At 66.3% G+C, this 16,342-nt stretch carries 9 protein-coding genes; 2 read left to right on the forward strand and 7 right to left on the reverse strand.

From position 1 onward, the window contains the following. Nucleotides 1–40: 40 nt before the first annotated feature. From ACR3IO_RS07660 to ACR3IO_RS07670, 3 genes are read right to left on the reverse strand one after another with little or no spacing between them, the layout of a single operon-like run. A complete protein-coding gene (locus ACR3IO_RS07660; protein WP_434070601.1) occupies nt 41–1,966 on the reverse strand; it encodes a glycosyltransferase family 2 protein in 1,926 nt (641 codons plus the stop codon). Between the two features lie 45 nt (nt 1,967–2,011). Beyond that, nucleotides 2,012–3,313: an O-antigen ligase family protein gene (locus ACR3IO_RS07665; RefSeq protein ID WP_434070602.1), complete on the reverse strand. Its 1,302-nt coding sequence runs from the start codon at nt 3,311–3,313 to the stop codon at nt 2,012–2,014. Beyond that, nucleotides 3,310–4,704 (reverse strand): O-antigen ligase family protein, encoded by a 1,395-nt coding sequence (locus ACR3IO_RS07670; protein ID WP_434070603.1) that lies wholly within the window; start codon nt 4,702–4,704, stop codon nt 3,310–3,312. Before ACR3IO_RS07670 ends, ACR3IO_RS07665 begins: the two co-directional genes overlap by 4 nt. A gap of 190 nt (nt 4,705–4,894) precedes the next feature. On the opposite strand from ACR3IO_RS07670, the gene ACR3IO_RS07675 reads away from it, so the two are divergent. Then, complete coding sequence (locus ACR3IO_RS07675; RefSeq protein WP_434070604.1) at nt 4,895–6,697, forward strand: class I SAM-dependent methyltransferase; 1,803 nt, start codon at nt 4,895–4,897, stop codon at nt 6,695–6,697. A 40-nt stretch (nt 6,698–6,737) separates the two neighbouring features. On the opposite strand, the gene ACR3IO_RS07680 is transcribed toward ACR3IO_RS07675, so the two are convergent. Both ACR3IO_RS07680 and ACR3IO_RS07685 read right to left on the reverse strand, forming a co-directional pair. Continuing rightward, nucleotides 6,738–8,114 carry an SDR family NAD(P)-dependent oxidoreductase gene (locus tag ACR3IO_RS07680; RefSeq protein WP_434070605.1) on the reverse strand — a complete coding sequence of 459 codons (1,377 nt, stop codon included), beginning with the start codon at nt 8,112–8,114 and terminating at the stop codon, nt 6,738–6,740. A gap of 32 nt (nt 8,115–8,146) precedes the next feature. Continuing rightward, complete coding sequence (locus tag ACR3IO_RS07685; protein ID WP_434070606.1) at nt 8,147–9,607, reverse strand: glycosyltransferase family 2 protein; 1,461 nt, start codon at nt 9,605–9,607, stop codon at nt 8,147–8,149. A 258-nt stretch (nt 9,608–9,865) separates the two neighbouring features. Between ACR3IO_RS07685 and ACR3IO_RS07690 the strand changes: the two genes are divergently transcribed. Beyond that, the gene (locus ACR3IO_RS07690; protein ID WP_434070607.1) at nt 9,866–12,460 is read left to right on the forward strand and encodes a bifunctional glycosyltransferase/CDP-glycerol:glycerophosphate glycerophosphotransferase; all 2,595 of its coding nucleotides are present in this window, start codon (nt 9,866–9,868) and stop codon (nt 12,458–12,460) included. Between the two features lie 147 nt (nt 12,461–12,607). On the opposite strand, the gene ACR3IO_RS07695 is transcribed toward ACR3IO_RS07690, so the two are convergent. Together ACR3IO_RS07695 and ACR3IO_RS07700 are read right to left on the reverse strand one after the other, a co-directional pair. Beyond that, nucleotides 12,608–14,677, reverse strand: a complete 2,070-nt coding sequence (locus tag ACR3IO_RS07695; RefSeq protein WP_434070608.1) for an acyltransferase family protein — start codon at nt 14,675–14,677, stop codon at nt 12,608–12,610. 20 nt (nt 14,678–14,697) lie between these two features. After that, nucleotides 14,698–16,329, reverse strand: coding sequence for a polysaccharide pyruvyl transferase family protein (locus ACR3IO_RS07700; protein WP_434070609.1), 1,632 nt, complete (start codon nt 16,327–16,329; stop codon nt 14,698–14,700). Between the last annotated feature and the right edge of the window lie 13 nt (nt 16,330–16,342).

Below are 16,342 nucleotides of genomic sequence, written 5' to 3' on the forward strand. Positions count from 1 at the left end.
GTGCAGGACATGGCGAGTGTAACGGCCGCGTCCGGGAGGTTCATGAGGTGGGGAGAGGACCGCCGCGCCCCGTGGACTTCCTCGAGCGGCGACGGGTCGCGTCGATTCCGGTTGCGATGATCGCATCACCGGATCGGATGCACAGGTCGGCCGGCACCAGGCTCGGCCGTCCGATGAACTCGAGGAACGCGGCACCGTCTTCTCCGCGGATCGATGCCTGCGGGACGGGCGCCAACCGGTTCAGGAGCGCCGAGCGGATGCGTCGGGCCGGCAGGCGGTTCGTGCGGAGGAATCGAGCGATCGTGCCGCGTGCGGCAACCACGGCAACGACCGGGATCGTCGTACGCCCGTGCGAGTGGACGCCCGGCAGCCGTGCACGAAGCCGATGCGTCTGACCCGCCTGCTCCCAAGACGCATCGCCCGGTTGGACGCGACGCACGATCTCCGCGCGGTACGCCGCCCGCTGCGTGAGGTCCAGTGCGAGTTTGCCAGGTCCGGTCCGGCAGGCGAGCGCGATCCTGCCGTCGAGCAGCGCGAACGAACGGAGTTCGTCGGTGTCGCATCGGCGCTGCTGGTGACCGGTGACCAGCGTGGCTCGGACGAAGAGGTCCCAGACGTCCTCGTCGAGCGGCTTGCCGAGGACGGCCGATGCGGGATCGATCGATGCCCGCGCGTCGAGGCGGAGCCCCGGCTCGCTCCACTTCGAAGAGTCGAACGCGCGAGCCGTCTCCGTGGGCTGCAACCAGGATGCGGCAGCGCTCCGACTCCGCACGGCGAGGACCGCGTCGGTCGCTGTCGCCATGTCGGTCATCTCGAGCAGGCCCGCGGGGAGGACTGCCTCGAGTTCGTGCCCGAGATCGGCGAAGACACGATCGCCTGACCGGCGCAGACGCGGGGGAGCGCCGTCTTCGCCGCGCCAGCGGGTCTGCGTCGCCACGTGGAGCCTTCCGCCGACCCACTCGACCTCCGAGGTGGAGTTCACGCTGTGGAGGCCGTTGTCGAAGGCGTCCAGCGCCTCGAAGAGGTCCTGACGACCGGCCCGGAGCAGTTCGACGATGGCGCGCCGGCCGAAATCGAGCCGGGCGTAGACGCCGGGAGTCAGGAAGCGCTCGATGAGGTCGAGGCAACGCGCGAGCACCTCGTCGCGATCGGCATCCGACGAACGCCACACCAAGGTGTAGATCGGCAGCACCTGGCCGCTCAACAGCGTCATGGCGATCATCTCCCGGATCGCGCTGCGCGACGGGGCGGCGAGGCGCTCGGCGCTGAACTCGAGCACCTGTGCGACCGACGAGATCTGCTCAGCCGGATTCGAGAGGTACGCGATCGAGTTGTTCGAGCCCGTCGTGACCCAGTGGTAGGCGGCACGGTCGGCCAGGACGGAGATGGTCCGGGCATGCTCCAGGACCTCGATGTTGAAGTAGAGGTCCTCGTTGACCACTCGCCCACCTTCGGGGAAGGCGATGCCGTGCCGCCTCAGGAACTCGCGGCGGTACATCTTGTGCGGCGTGAGCGGACCGAGGGGGTTCTGGTCGGTCCGGGTCATGGCGTCATCGTGATTGCGATCGAAGATCGGGAGCGCCCATCCGGCGAGGTGCGTGCGCGATTCCTTCAGGTTCACCGCATCCGCGTCGTTGCGGGAGCCGAGCTCCCACGCGACCGCGAGGGTCTCCGGCGCGATCTCGTCGTCGTGATCCATGAAGAGCACGTACTCGCCATCGGCGAGCCCGATTCCGATGTTGCGCGGCCGGCTGGGCCACCCCGAGTTCTCGATCCGGCTCACGCGATAGTTGGGTCGTGTCGATGCGAATCCGCGCAGCCGATCGTACGTGCCGTCGGGGGAGCCGTCGTCGATCATGATGACTTCGAACTCTGCCTGCGGCAGCGTCTGCGCGTCGAGGCTGCCGATCGTGCGATCGAGCTCGTCTCCCGAGCAATACGTCGGAATGACGACACTGACCTTCATCCACGACAGACTAGCCGAGGGTCCGCCGGGCCGTCGTCGCCGCCGTCAGCGCGACGGCAGGGGACCCGCGCCGGCATCCCGGGCCGCGGTCATGGCATCCCGCCAGCTCATGTCCCTCGCCGACTTGACGGCGCACACCACGACCAGCATCCAGCCGCCCTCGAGGAGCGCGAAGCTCTCCGCGAAGGAGGTCACCGTCACGGCGACCAGCATCAGCGCGGGCCACAGGTACACGACGCTCCGACGGTCGGTCGCGAGCAGCCAGGCGCGTACGAGGGCGACGCCGATCAGCCCCGCGAAGAGCAGCACGCCGATCACGCCCACCTGGAAGTAGACGTCGACGTACGCGCTGAGCGCGGACGACTGCTGCCGTCCGGTCGCCGCCTCGATCCAGAGGTACGGCGGGGAGTCCGGCCAGGAGCCGACCCAGCCCCAACCCTGCAGCGGGTTGAGGGCGAGGTAGCGGGATGCCTCGCGCCAGACGTCGAGGCGCACGTCGAACTCGGCTCGCGCGTCGAGGAGCTCGATGATGCGGATCCGCAGGAGCCACCCGGTGACGAGCGCCGCGATCACCGCGACGAGCAGGGCGATCTGCCACCGCCACCTCGTGGCCGGCGGAACGCGCCGGAGCCCGTAGATGGCGGCGAGGGCCACGAGCGCCGCCGCCAGCGCGATCCATGCTGTGGGGGACCCGGAGAGCACCACGCACACGAACGCGAGCGCGATCGACGCGATCGCCATGGCGCGGGGGACGATGTGCGTCCGCCACTCGACGATGAACGTCAGCAGGGCGACGACGGCGATGAAGCCGAGCAGGTTCCTCGACCCGAAGATCCCCTGGATCGGGCCGAGCGCCGTGATGTCGCCGCGGATGCCGAGGAAGGCGATCGGCAGGTCGAGGAGGATGCCGGAGAGCACCTCGAGCGCGAGCGAGACGCTGAGCAGCACCCTCGTCACGTCGCCGAACGCCCGCACGATCTGGATCGTGTCCCGCATGAGCGCGATGTACACGCCGATGACGGCGAACCCGATGAGGTAGGCCACGCGCACGGCGCTGAGGGCGGGCGTCGTGCTCCAGAGGACGGATGCCGCGCACCACCCGACGAACACCAGGATGGTCAGCGGCAGGATGCCGTACCACTCCACCGCGCGCCACCTGGCGACGAGCGAGACGCCGCAGAGCACGAGGAGGCCGGCGATCATCGCGAGCAGGCCCGGCCAGCCGATGAGGCTGCGGATCAGGTGGGTCGAGAGCCCGACGCCGATGGCCGCGAGCGAGAGCGCCTGGGCGAAGCGGGCGGACCCCGCGAACGCGCGCAACGGCTTCAGCGAATCGGCGCCGGTCATGCGGGGGGTCGCGGCCCGTGCGGCGCGGTCGGCGGAGGCTCGGCGAGTGCGACGGCACGCGATCGCGCCGGCCGGGGCAGGGCGGGCAACGGGTCGTTCGACCACTGGCGGCGCTTGGTCGCCCACGCGATCGCGATGAGCATCAGCCACCCGATCTCGATGAGCAGGCGGCTCTCGGCGAGGCTCTGGCCGAGCAGCGCGACGAGCACGAGCAGGGGAAGCAGCGACGCCGCCGAATACGGGATGGGCCGGCCCGTGACATCCCTCGGCTGATCGACGGCGAGGAACCACGAGCGCCAGAGCGCGCCGATCACGATGGCGGCGAAGGCGAGGAGACCGATGACGCCGAGCTGCATCCACACGTCGAGCCAGGCGTTGTGGGCCTGCAGGTAGACGACGCCCTTGCGCACCGCCAGGTCGTCGAACGGCTCGACCCACGGGACCCAGTACCCGACCCAGCCCCATCCGGCGACCGGTCGCTGCTGCGCCAGCTCGATCACGGAGTTCCAGATGTCGGTGCGACCCGTGAGGTCCTCGCTCTTGCCGAAGAGGGAGAGCAGCCACCCCCAGGCGAGCACGAGGAGGGCGACGGATGCCGCGAGCACGGCCGCGGCGGTCCAGTAGACGTGCCGGCGGCGTTCGGCGCCGACTCGGCGCGTCCAGAGGGCGAACCCGAGGGCGACCGCGACGCCGACCGCGACGAGGATGACGGTGGACGAGCGGGTCAGGACGAAGACGATGCCGCTCGTGACGAGCCAGGAGATGCCGGGCGCCCGGCGCATGCTGCCGGCCGCGAGGAGGCATCCGAAGACGATGAGGCCGATCAGGGCGATCATGCCGAGCAGGTTGCGGCTGGCGACGATGCCCTCGATCGGCCCGCCGTCGAAGAGGAGTCCGCGTGACCAGTAGAAGGCCATCGGGAGCTTCTCGCCCGTGACCTCGAAGTCGGGGAAGTTGGGCAGCACGGGCGCCTGCACGAAGGTCGCGACCCAGAGTTCGAAGACGATCGAGAGGGCGAGGATCCACTTGATCGACGCCGCGAGCGACGCCACGATGCGCGACCACGGCAGGCACAGTACGAGCGCGACGGCCGCGAAGGTCGTGACGAAGCTGATCGCCAGGCCGAGCGCCGTGGCCCCCGGGTAGAACGACCAGGCCAGCGACAGGGTCGCGATGAGGAGGAACGCGAAGGTCGACTTCGGGACCCGTCGCCACGACCATCTCGGCTTGGTGTCGACGATGAGCAGGATGCCGCCGATGACGACGAGCGCGACGGCCGCGCCGAAGCCCCACCAGCCGAGCAGGTTGCGCCAGAACTGCCCGGCGAACGCCGTGAACAGCACGAACGTCGCGTACGCGCCCGTGAGGGCGTGACGGCGATCGGGGCTCATGCCGTCAAGGCTATCGCCTCGTGTGTTGCGGGCCGATGTCGATCGACGGTCTGCGAGCGCCCCGTTTCGCGGCGTCGAGCGAGGTCTTCTCGCGCTGACACCTCTTCGGGGGGCAGCTTCGCAGCACCTGCCGGAAGCCTCGCGCCTACAATGATCTGGTCCCACCCTTTTCGAGAATCTGGATGTCGTCGTGAATCGAGCCGCTGCCGCATCGCAGGGCTCCTCGGGACTCCACGTCAGCAAGGCGGGACTCTGGTGGTCGGCTGACACCGCGGCGCCCGGCGATGCAATCGACGTCGAGGTCGACGGCGCACGGCTCTGGTCCGGACATGTGCCCGACTTGCACGCGGGAGCGCATCAGCTCGATTGGCCCAGAGCGCTCCGCCCGTTCCTCCGGGGCAGCGGTTCGATCGTGGTGCGTTCCTCGACCGATGGGGAGCGCATCGCATCGGGCCCGTACCGATTCGCGGCGGCATCCGTGGGGAGAACGCTCCAGGGCCTCGTCACGGCCGGCACCATCGTCGACAAATGGGGCAAGCTCGCCACGGCAGCGAGCCGCGAACTGCACGAGGCGCTGCTCGACGGCGCTGAGCGGGTCATCGCCGAACTCGAGTCCGGCGGATACACGGTCGCGATCACCGGTGGCACGCTCCTCGGGGCGGTGCGGGTCGGCGCGATCCTCGATCGCGACGACGACGCGGACCTGGTGCTCTATCTCGGCGAGTCGACGCCGGCGGATGTCTCGGTCGAGTCCTATCGCATCGAACGCCTGCTGGAGGAGACCGGACACGAGGTCGTCCGTCACAGCGACGCGCACCTGCAGGTGCTCTTCCCGCGCACCGATCACGGCATCACCGCCCACGTCGACGTCTTCCTCGGCTACCACGACCACGGGGTCTACTGTCAACCGATCCACGTACGCGCGCCGGTCGCGGTCGAATCGATCGTCCCGCTCCGGCGCATCGAGCTCGAGGGGCGGAGCTTCCCGTCGGTCGCGGACGCCGATGCCTGGCTCGCGGCCTGTTACGGCCCGGAGTGGCGGACGCCCGATCCGGCGTTCGTGTTCGAGACACCGATGGACACCAGGCGTCGATACGAGAACTGGTACGGCACGTACGACTTCACGCGGCACCACTGGGAGGCCGATGCCCGCACGCGGGATTCCCGCAGGTCGACGCAGGGCGACTCCGATGTGCGGGTGCTGCTGCGTCGGACGAACGCCGGCGATGCGATCCTCGACCTTGGTGCAGGCGTCGGCGCCCAGTCCGCTGCGCTCGCCGACGCGGGACGGGTCGTGACGGCCGTCGACTTCGCACTTGCCGCCGTCGATGCGGCGCGGGTGCTCTCCAACGGCCGGTTCCGCGTGGAGCGGGCGAACTTCGCACAGGGCCGCGAGGTGATGGACCTGATCGAACGACACGGCGGCCGAGGCGATGTGAGCGTGCTGCTCAGCGATGTGATCGCCTACCTGCCGAAGGCGTCGCGAGCCATCGTGTTCCGGATGATCAGGGCGCTCCTCGGCGACCGCGGCGTCGTCGTCGCATCGTTCCCCGACCGCGAGTCCCGGCGGTACGAGCACCTGCGGCCGGATACTTGGCACCTGCCTCTGCCGTGGCTGCGGGAGGAACTCGAGCCGTTCGGCCTGGAGTTCACGCTGATCAGGCGATCACTCAGGCGCACGCCAATCGGTGTTCGGCGGTTCGCGCAGGTTTCCATCCGTGCGGTGGCACCGCTTCGACGAGACGAGGAGACGTTCATGGCGCGCTTGCGCAAGATGGTGAAGACGGACGACGTGAAGACTGAAGCCCCGCCCGTGCTCGAGACCCCATCCGGCGGCGATTCCACAGTCGCGGACGAACGGCTCGCGACGCTCGAGACGAGCATGGCTTCACTGCGCATGGAGATCGATGAGCTTCGCCAGGATTCCCGCCGAATCGCCGAGCTCTACGACCTCGTCGTGGAGCACCTCGGCCGCGAGCGCTCGGGCGACTGATCGGCGCGCACGTCCATTCCTCGACGCCCGGGGCTCCTGATCAGGGCTTCAGGCCCGTCACCCGGACATCGACGACCTGACCCGTGATGTCGGCTTCGAGCACCCGGAGCGATGTGAGCGCGACCGCATCGGGGTCGAGCAGGGTTCCGTCGGGCTCGTCTCCGAACGCCGCGGTGCGCATGGGGGTCTTCGTGCGTTGCGGGTTCAGGCAGTTGACGCGGATGCCGCTGTCGGCCCACTCGTCGGCCAGGGCCTGCGTGAGATTGACCACGCCCGCCTTGGTCGCTGAGTAGAGGCTGTACCCGGCGCGGCCGCGGGTGTAGGAACTCGACGTGAAGAAGAGCAGCTGGCCGTTCGTCTCGGCGAGGTATCGGTGCGACTCCTGCGCGACCTTGGCAGGCGCGATGAGGTTCACGTCGATCGTGCGGCGGAGTCCGCGCTTCGAGGTGCTCACGAGATGCGAGATCGACAGCACACCGGCCGTGAGGACCACGTAGTCGATCGGGCCATGGCTCGCGGCATCCGCCAACGCCTTGCGGATCTGCTTGCGCGACGTGACATCCGTGCCCGTGGCGCTGCGGCTGTAGCTGTGCACCGTGGCACCTGCGGCGCGGGCCTGCTCGGCGATGCTCGCGCCGATGCCGTACGATCCGCCGAAGACGACGATGGAGCGCCCGCGCAAGTCGAGCTGCTCGAGGTCGCCGGTGCTGAGCGCCGCCGACTGCAGCTGGAAGATCTTGTCCGCGATGTGGATGTCGAGCGGTTCAGTGACCTTCATGTTCTCGGCCGTGCCGAGCACCACCTTGATCGGCACATCGGGAAGGTACTGGAAGACGACGCCGCAGTCGTCGGTGGCGGCGAATCCGGAGTCCTCCGCCGCGAGCTCGTACGCGCGGCGGATGGTGCCGAGACGGAATCCCTGCGGCGTCTGGCCGCGGCGCAGCTTCGCGCGCGACGGGATGCCGGTGATGACCGAGTCCGCATCGACCTCGATGATCGTGTCGGCCGACGGGATCGCGGTGTCGACGGCGTCGTACTCGTCGAGCGCGGCCACGCAGTCCTCGATGATGCGGTCGTCGACGAAGGGCCGCACGGCGTCGTGGAACAGCACCTTGACGTCGTCGTCGTCGCCGAGCGCGGCAAGCGCGAGCTGCGTGGTGTCGTTGCGGGTCTCACCGCCGGGCAGGATGCCGCGAAGCTTCGAGAACCGGGGATCCGCCTTGAGGTGATCGAGCTCGCGAATGGCGCCGGCGTTCATCATGACCAGCACGTGGTCGATCAGCGGGCTCGCCTCGAGCACCTCGAGTGTGTGCTCGACGATGGCTTTGCCCGCGATGCGGATGAGCTGCTTCGGCATGCCGAGCCCGACACGAGTGCCGACTCCGCCCGCGAGTATGACGGCGATGGTTCCGGGCAAGTCGCAACTCCTGACGCAAATACGAACTGATTCTAGGCAAGATCGGCGAGGCCGGTGCCGTACACCCCGGAAAGCAGGGCGGTGGTCGAGAGCAAGTGTGCTCGCCGGAGGCCGCCGACGGAGATCCGCACCTCGACGGGCGACTCCGAATCCAGCATGGCGCGACTCATCGTGGCGGTTCGTACCGCCGTTCGGCTGTAGGGCAGTTCCAACAGCTGGAGCTCGACTGGTTGCGCCAGATGCGTGTGCGCATTCGGCAGCGCGCAGAGCTCGACGCTCAACGATTCCGCTTCATCGACGAGTCCGCCGATTCCGATTCGGACAGGAACGAGGTTCGGCTCCACTCGACCACGCTCGTGTGTCTCGGCATCGCGATCGATCGCGATGATCGTGCGAGTCTCCCTCGGGGAGAGCAGACCCATCGGTCCAGGGGTGTCGAGACCCGACGAGGCGAGTTCGGTCTCGATCACCGTGATGAGACCGGATGCGGTGGTGCGGCCTTCGCGAAACGCGCCGCTCCAGCCGGAGCGCATCATCGCGTTCTCCACTGCGTCGCGGGCGCCGTCACGAGCGGACCAAGAGAGGATCTTCGCTCGAGCGTCGACCATCCACAGGCAGTCCTCTTGGATGGCGAGGGCAAGGAGGTCGCCGGCGAGGAGCCGGAACTCCTGCCATGCCCGAGGCGTCATGTCCGGCACCGCCGTGAAGAAATCTCCGAGGTTGTTCGAGAGCAACTGCGCGATTCTGGCGTGGTAGACGTCCGACGGCGTTTCGGAACGAAGAAGGGCCAAGGACTCCAGTGCGGCCGCTCGTTGATCCCGGATATTCGCCGGTGTGGCAATCGCCTGGGAAATCGAACTCCGATCACTCCTGATGCGCCAGTTCACGCTGACACGATCGAGGATGTCGAAGGACCTCGCATGGATGAACGCCCGTGTCGATGGAACCTGGTCCTCATATCGAACATCGGTCGGGAACGAGATCTCGGACGCTGACCAGAATTCGCGCCGGTAGACCTTGCTCCAAGCGACGGCATTCACCAAGATGTCCGGTCGGTCGGTGAGTCGGACGCCTGTGCGAGGAACGGCGTGGGCTTCGAGCACCCAGGGTGCGGCTGGGGGTGCGTCATCCTCGGTCAGCCTGCGGTACGGGAAGACAGCGAAGTCAGATCCGGATGCTCGCAACGAGGCGATGGCATCCACGTAGACGTGGCGGTCGACGACATCGTCGCCGTCGAGAAACGCGAGGAATTCCCCGCGTGCGAGGCCTTCGCCGCGGTTCCGGGAGGCTCCGAGGCCGATGTTCGGCCACGAATGGACCCGGAAGCGGCGGTCCCATCGAGCGGCCCTGCGCGCGATCTTGAGGGTGGAGTCGGTTGATCCGTCATCGAGGACGAGGACCTCGATCTCGCGGTAGTTCTGCCTCGCAAGGGACGCGAGGCACTCGACGAGATAGCGATCGACGTTGTGAGCGGGCACGACGACGGAGAGCATCCCCGAAACGGACGACCGTCCTCGATGCTGGAGCCGGTAGATGGCCGAGAACGCGATGCGACTCAGCTGTCGAACGGCATCGCGGAGAGGCAGCAGGCTGCTATGGCGAAGAGGGTTGCGGCTCGACGCCGATGCGTTCACCACAGCAGCCCTTTCATGCGTGTACGGGCAGAGTTGCGAGCCCGGATAAACTGGCCGACGGCCACTCGGGCGAATCTCGTCCCGAGTGGCGCACTAGTACCCAAAAATAGTCAGAGGATGGGCGCACGAATGAATGAACGGCCGCTGTTTACTCTGGTCGTGCCAGTTTATGGAGTCGAGCGCTGGATTCCCAGTTTCCTGGACAGCCTCGCGGCTCAGACCGGGGGTCTCTCCGACACCGAGTTGATCTTCGTGATCGATGGTTCGCCAGACGATTCGGAAGGCGTCATCCGACGGTGGATGCACGCGGAGCAGATCGATGCGACGGTGTTCGTCAAGGAGAACGGAGGGCTCTCCTCGGCGCGCAATGCCGGTCTCGGCATCGCGACCGGCACGTGGGTCTCGTACCCCGACCCCGACGACGTGCTCGACCCCGGATACCTGCAGGGCCTTCGCGATTACCTCGCGACGGCGGATCCCGACTACATCGTTGCGCGTTTCATGCCGTTCCTGGGAGACCCGACCACTGCGCGGGACGATCACCCGCTCTCGTTCCGATTCGCACGTGGCACGCGCACCGTCGACATCGATCAGGAGCATCGGCAGATTCCCTTCTCCGTCAACAACTCCTTCGCCAAGGTCGACCACCTTCGCGAGATCGCGTTGGAGTTCGACGGTCGGGTCCGACCGGTTGCCGAGGACGGCGTCTACACCGCTTCGTATCTCAGCACGCTCGAGCGCCGACATGTCGGGTTCATCGCGGAGTCGATGTACCTCTATCGGAAGCGAGAGGACGGGTCGTCGCTCGTGGACCGCTCGTGGATGGATATCGACCGGTACCTCGCCATTCCTCGATGGGGTTTCCGGCACGTCATCGACACCTACTTCGCCGGTCGGACCGCACCGCGATGGCTGCAGAACATGGCCATCTACGACCTGCAGTGGTACTACAAGAACGATCTGCGCAGCGGATCCCCGACCGCGAGCCTCAATGACGAGCAGCGACGAAGCTTCAATGCTCTTGTCGACGAGCTGTTGGCCCGCCTCGAGTCGGCGATGCTCCTCGCCTACAACATCACCAGTATTCCGATGGAGATCCGCCTCACTTGGCTCGCGCGGGCGACCGGGAGCATTCCGGCGCAACCGATCTCCTACGATGTCGTCGACGGACGACGACGACTTGGGCGCGTGCGCTACTTGACCGACGATCCCGATGCGCACGAGCTCATCGAGCTCGACGGCCGTCCTGAAGCCCCCTTCGCTGCCAAGACCCGTTCGATCGAGTTCTTCGGTCAAGCATCGATCTACGAGCGGATCGTCTGGGTCGACGCGATGCGAGAACTGCAGGTGACACGATCGAACTCGTCGGCCCCTGAGCCGGTCACGTTCGGAGGCTATGTACAGCCGGTATCGGCCGTGACGCCGAACCACGTCTGGTGGCGCCACAAGAATCGGGGCGCGCCGTTCGTGCGGAGACCGATGCCGGTCGGCGCTGCGGGCAAGCAGCGACCCACTCTTGTGGGCCGCGCGAAATGGGTCTACGGCAAGTACGAGCCGCGAGTGTTCGCACGGGTCGCACGGATGCCATGGGTCAAGCGGCGCTACGCGAACGCATGGGCTCTGATCGATCGTGACACGATGGCCCGCGACAATGCCGAGTCGCTGTACCGGTACCTCCAAGCGAATCGACCGGATATCAACGCGTGGTTCGTGATCCGAAAGGATGCCCCGGATTTCGCGCGCCTGAAGGCGGATGGATTCAAGCTCGTGCCCGCGGGAACTCGGCAGCACGTGCTCTTGATGAAGCACGCCCGACAGCTCATCTCGTCGCAGATCGATCACTACATCGTCCATCCGTACGACCTCAAGCGGTACGGGCGAGGACCCTGGTCCTACACGTTCCTCCAGCATGGCGTCACCAAGGACGACCTGTCGCACTGGTTGAACAACAAGGCCATCGACCTCATCCTCGCGGCGAATGCGCGCGAAGCGGCGTCATTCAGTGCCGACGGCACGCCGTACAAGTTGACGACACGTGAAGTGGCGTTGACGGGTTTTCCGCGACATGACGAGCTGCAGGCGAAATCCGAACGAGCGCCGAAGGACCTGCTCCTCGTCGTTCCGACGTGGCGGCAGTATCTGCTGGAGCTCGTGCATGGACGTACCAACGAGCGGCGTGCCCTCGAGGGGTTCCGCGAATCGGAGTACTTCACCTCGTGGATGGGATTCCTGGGCAGTGACCGGCTGCGCACGGCTGCGGAAGCCGCCGGGCTGACGATCGCGTTCGCACCCCACCCGAACCTGCAGGATCACCTGACCGCCGAAGACGTGCCCGCCTGGGTGAAGATGATCTCCTACAGCGAAGTCGACATCAAGGACATGCTGGCCCGAGCGCGATACACGGTCACGGACTATTCGTCGCTTGCGTTCGATTCTGCGTACACGAATGCGCCGGTCTTCTACTTCCAGTTCGATCGCGAGCAGTTCTTCGCGGGTGCCCACGCGTACCGGAAGGGCTATTTCAACTACGACACCGATGGGTTCGGGCCCGTGGCCTTCACCGGTGAGGAGTTGCTCGAGGCCGTCGAAGGCGCGCTTGAGACGAACGGAGAGTCGTTGGCCCCTTACCGGGCGGCAATCGAGGGGGCGTTCGAGTTCCGTGACACGGGAGCGTCTGCGAGGACGGTCGCAGCGATCGAGGCCATCTCCTGACGCCTGGCCTCGTTCCCCGGCATGACGTCGTCGTGCTGGGGAACGAGGCGCTCGTGAAACACACGATGCGGATCTGAGCATGGAGACCGAGCGGGCGTCGTTCCGCCGTTCGGACTCGGAGCCGGAACGGCTGATGGCGCGGATCTCCTATTTCGAGTTGACCAACTGCGCCACTTGACGGGAGAGTTCCGGCGTGATGGTGCGCACGAACGTTGCCGTGAGGTGATGACCGTCGCGATAGACGACGATGTTGTCGACGAGCGGCGGGCAGAGGTCGCCATTGCAGTATCGATCCGTCAGATCGATCAGGTGGGTGTTGGTGCTCTGCTGCACGGCACTGCCCTGACCATCGTCCAAGAGCACCTCGCTCTTCGGACGGGCACAGCCCTGTTCAGCCTTCGACTGATGTTCCGCGATGCAGTCGAGCACCTCGCGTGGGAAGCGTGGATTGTCCCGGATCGCGATGACGGGCACATCGGTGTTGGGACGGGCAGCCCATGCTTCGACCATCCCGGCGATCGTCTCGTCGGCGCCGACGCCGTACGGACGCTTGCTCGAGTGCGTGACCAGGATTCCGTCCAGATCTGGAGCGGCATCGATGCGTTCCTCGATACCATCGCGCCATTCCTCGCACGCGGTGGTCGCCTCCGCGGTCGACTGCGGTTGACGGGCTCTCGTCCAGTAACAGGCCGAGTGACCGCTGACATCGATCGACCATCCGTGCTGGTCAGCCATCGCGGCATACGCGCCCATCAATCCGCTGCTGTGTGAATCACCGACGACGAGCAGGTGGGCAGACGCGTCCTCCCGGGGCGGCCCGAGGTGACACCATTTCACCTCGGCTACTCCCGGGCCCGACCAACAGGACTGACGATTGTCGTCATCGTCGTCCAGCGCGTCGAGCGCGGGCGCGATCGATGCACCCATGGTCGCACCGCAGTCACGACTGAACGGTGCCGATTCCGCGAGGCATTCGACCGTGCCGTCGAGGCCGGCCTTGATCGTCGGGGCTTCGGCCGATCTCGAGATGGAAGCAGCTCCGAGCGCAAGAGCGCCGGTCGCGACGACGACGGCCATGCCGAGGGCGGACCAGCGTGCGATGGCCAACGGTCGCGCTCGTCCGAGAAGACGAGGACTGAAGCGCACCGGGTCCTCGATCAGGCGGACGGTCAGCGTCGCGAGCACGCAGGAAGCCAGCAGGATGGCCAGCCGATCGAGTGTGCCGATGTTTCCGTCAGGGAGGACGTACGGCGCGAGGATGATGAGCGGCCAATGCCAGAGGTAGAGCGAGTAGGAGATCCCCGCAAGCCACGCGATCGGTCGCACCGATCCTGCGTGGCCGGCGACGGTCGAGCCGCCCGACCAGATGACCGCCAGCGTGCCGAGCACCGGGAGTGCAGCGGCGGCTCCCGGAAACGGCGTGGTGTCGGAATAGAGCAGTGCGGCAGCGCCGATCGCTGCGATTCCGATCACCGACACAACTCGGCTCAGTCGCCTCGGGGGGTTCACGACAGCGAACGCGAGGAGCGCGCCTGCGCCGAACTCCCACGCCCGGCTGATCGTGGAGAAGTAGCTTTCGCTCGGCGCGTTGAAGGTGAGCCAGGTCGAATAGGCGAAACTCAGCACCGTGATCGTCCCGAGTACTGCGCCGAGTGCCGCCACACGCGTCCCGACAGCGGATCGCCTGAGGAGTGCCAGCGTCACCACGATGATCAACGGAAGCGCGATGTAGAACTGCTCCTCGACGGACAGCGACCAGAAATGCTGAACGGGAGACGCGACATTCTCAGCTGCCAAGTAGTCGACACTGTTGGCGTAGAGCAGCCAGTTCTCGACGTAGAGCGTTGCCGCAGTGGCTTCGTTGAGGAACTGGGTCCAGAGATACTGGGGAACGAACACGATCGTGGCTATGACGCACGCGAAGAGGACCGTGAGAGCGGCTGGGAGCAGGCGCTTCGCGCGTCGCGCCCAGAAGGTGCCGAGCCGGATCGTCCCGTCCTTGTTCACTTCGCGAAGAAGGTGCGACGTGATCAGGAACCCACTCACCACGAAGAACACGTCCACTCCGACGAATCCGCCGGGGAGTTGCGCGGGCCAGAGGTGATAGAGCACCACCGCCAGCACCGCGAGTGCACGCAGCGACTGGATCTCCGGTCGGAGATCGTTGCGAGGCTGAGTTGTCACGTCGGGCGATGGGGTGGCAGTTGCGATCAACATTGTCTCTGTGGTGGGTCGGGTTACCGTCGGAAGAGTGTACGCGTGCGATGGAAGGCTCGACCCATCGCGTCGGCGAAGCGAACCGATCGTCGCGATGACTGTTGAACGAGTGCATCACGAGCAATGTCTCGCTCGACGACGGTCTTCGCGGCCGTCTGCTCGCTCTTTTCGAGTTGCGATTGCGACGCCGAAAGAGCATTGCGCAGGCGATCGAGTTCGCGTTCGGCCTCTGCCACTTCGGCATTCCGATTCTCGAGCGCCGCTCTCGCCTGCCCCAGTTCAGCGGTCCGAATCTCGAGTTCTGACCTGATCTCAGCGCCCGCGACGTCGGCGTCGGCCAGCTTCGATTCCATACGGGCCGCGGTGACTCGCTCCCGTCCGAGTTGGTCGGATACTCGGGTGACCGCCTCGTTCGTGGCGTCCCAGGCGGAACCGGGCACCCAACGCTCGACCTCCTCCAGATTGGACGGAAAATCCGGTGAACCCCCGGCGGCGGATTCGACGATGAAGTCCCACCATCGGTCGATCGACTGTCGCCGAGTATGCCGGATCGGTGTCATGTGCTGATCGAAGCTCGCTCTGTGTTCGACCATGTCATGGGCCATCTGCTCGACGCCGCCATGGAGCCAGGTCTCGGCCGGCGCGACGAACGACTGGAGACCAACGTTCTGCATTGCGCCGCGCATCCGAGCAGAGGTGTAATACGAGAGCGCGATTCCGATGGCGGGAACACCGACCATCGGAGCGAACACGGTGGGGTGATACCTCGAGGAGATGGAGAGCAGCGCACCCTCCGTGATCGCGATCGCCTTCCGCGCCATCATCAGTCCGCAGTCCCTGATACGGCCGCCGATGCTCTCTTCGATGATGCGCTGATTCACCCGCTGATCTTCCGCGTAGGCTCCTTGGAAGGATCCATCATTCGGGATGAGGAGCACGTCGGCATCCAGCGATTCGCTGAGGCGATCAAGCGTCGCGGCAAGTTCCGCGTAGTACTCGTCCTCGGTGAGGTCCGGTGTCGCCGGATACGGTGTGAAGCTCCCGACGATGTAGCGAGCTGGCGTCTTCAGGGCGGCCTCTGCCGCAAGCGCTGCGCCATCGTCCATGGTGTGCACGACTGTCGGTCCGTATGCCGACAGATCAGCGTACGTAGTGACTTCGCGTGCCCCGAAGGCCCTCGAACGACTCACGATCTCGCCGATGAATCGTAGGTCCTCGTCGCGAACCATGGGTCCGACCGTCTGGCTTGAGACGAAGAGCGGCTTTCCGAACTCCTCAGCCAGACGGGCGACGGCGACTCGATCGAGCACGTGATGGAAGTACTGCGAGTTGAGGTTTCCGCCGCCAGCAATCACGACGAAGTCGGACTCGGCGATTGCGGCAGTGGTTGCCGAGTCCGTGGGCGACGGCTTGTTCGTGACTCGGTCGAGTTTGCGTAGGGCTCGTGGTCGATCCCAGCGGGACGAAAAACCGATTCGCGGCACGGCGGAAACATCGTACATTTGCGCGGATACGTCCGGCTCGGCCGCAATGAGCGTGATGTCGGACGTGCCCCGGAGACGAAGCTGCCTGATCGCGACCTCAGTCATGGCCTCGTCACCAAGATGGTAGCGATCTCGCCAGCCGACATCTCCGATGACGACAGCGCGCATGTCTAGGCTCTTC

It is taken from the genome of Agromyces sp. Marseille-Q5079, from assembly GCF_051016555.1.
In the GTDB taxonomy this organism is placed as follows: Bacteria; Actinomycetota; Actinomycetes; order Actinomycetales; family Microbacteriaceae; genus Agromyces.

Coding starts and splice junctions, on each gene's coding strand:
- ACR3IO_RS07685 (WP_434070606.1), bottom strand. CDS start 9,607: ATGCTCTCCGTCGTCGTGCCCGCTCACAACGTCGATCGCTATCTCGTC.
- ACR3IO_RS07660 (WP_434070601.1), bottom strand. CDS start 1,966: ATGAAGGTCAGTGTCGTCATTCCGACGTATTGCTCGGGAGACGAGCTC.
- ACR3IO_RS07695 (WP_434070608.1), bottom strand. CDS start 14,677: ATGTTGATCGCAACTGCCACCCCATCGCCCGACGTGACAACTCAGCCT.
- ACR3IO_RS07690 (WP_434070607.1), top strand. CDS start 9,866: ATGGGCGCACGAATGAATGAACGGCCGCTGTTTACTCTGGTCGTGCCA.
- ACR3IO_RS07700 (WP_434070609.1), bottom strand. CDS start 16,329: ATGCGCGCTGTCGTCATCGGAGATGTCGGCTGGCGAGATCGCTACCAT.
- ACR3IO_RS07670 (WP_434070603.1), bottom strand. CDS start 4,704: ATGAGCCCCGATCGCCGTCACGCCCTCACGGGCGCGTACGCGACGTTC.
- ACR3IO_RS07665 (WP_434070602.1), bottom strand. CDS start 3,313: ATGACCGGCGCCGATTCGCTGAAGCCGTTGCGCGCGTTCGCGGGGTCC.